The organism is Desulfocicer niacini (genome assembly GCF_054657595.1).
Genome location: NZ_BAAHYK010000142.1, coordinates 1 through 1,103, shown reverse-complemented (window position 1 = coordinate 1,103; position 1,103 = coordinate 1). Strand labels below are relative to the sequence as shown.

General features: G+C 36.5%; 1 protein-coding gene. It reads left to right on the top strand.

The features are described 5' to 3' along the window. Positions 1 to 89: 89 nt before the first annotated feature. Positions 90 to 797: a class I SAM-dependent methyltransferase gene (locus ACYQ2M_RS25085; RefSeq protein WP_459919142.1), complete on the top strand. Its 708-nt coding sequence runs from the start codon at positions 90 to 92 to the stop codon at positions 795 to 797. Positions 798 to 1,103 lie beyond the last annotated feature (306 nt).

The window sequence follows — 1,103 nt, the reverse complement described above, 5'->3', positions numbered from 1 at the left end:
TCTTTTCAAGGCCTGCGAGTCTCGCGGCTTAACAGCCCGGCCCGTTATGCCCCAAATAAAAGGATGGTGCTCGATGACGAGGAATAAAAATGACAGTCAATAAAAATTTCGACGCTACTCAACATTTTGGCGATAAACATGCCAACACTTATGATGAAAAAATACGAAAAGTCATTCGTGGGTACAATGAGATGCACGACCTATCATATTACCTTCTTAAAGATAATTTGCCGGAAAATGCAAAAATTCTTATATCGGGCATTGGTACAGGCCATGAAGCTATAACATATGCTGAAAATCAAAAGAGTTGGAGTATTGTTGGTTTTGACCCTACGAAAGAAATGGTAACAAGCTCAAAAAACAAAATTTCTCAATTAGGGCTATCTAACAGAATCATCGTTGTAGAGGGAAAAATCGAAAACATTAAAGAAAACAATTTTGATGCAGCTACCTCAATTCTGGTAATGCAGTTCCTAAAAGACAATGGTGATAAAGAAAATTACCTTAAAAATATTTCAGAAAAATTGAAAGAAGGTGGAAAACTTATTCTTATCGATCTTGAAGGTCAAAAAAAATCAGAAAAGTACAAAATTCTATTATCTGCATGGAAAAGCCATCAATACGATACCCGTGAAGACAAAGACCAAATCGATAAAGATTTTTCTCATGTAGATACGGATTTACAATTCATACCCGAAGAAAGAATTATTGAACTGTTGAAATCAAGCGGTTTCACAAAGAATTATAAATTTTACCAGTCATACCTTTTTGGTGGCTACATCGCTGAAAAGGCATAACAAGGCTAATTCAGCCGACGCAAAAAGCCGCGCGGCTGATTAGCAGCGTTGAACTAAACCCCTTCGGGGAAGTATCCGTAGCATAATCAGCATCTTCCCCACATCCCCTTCTTTTGTTTCAACCACAAAAAACAGAAAAATTTCTTTCCAATTCTTCATTGTTCATTTTATCGTTACCTTTGTCTGCTTTTAAACCTTTTCAAGGAGGTAATATGACAAAGTTACGTGATGAAATGATCCGGGCCATGAAATTGAGAAATTTTTCCAATAAGACCCAAGAGTCCTACCTTTACCAGATAACAAAAT

What these genes read in the sequence shown, in the direction of transcription:
- ACYQ2M_RS25085 (WP_459919142.1), top strand. Translation starts at nt 90, where the DNA reads ATGACAGTCAATAAAAATTTCGACGCTACTCAACATTTTGGCGATAAA.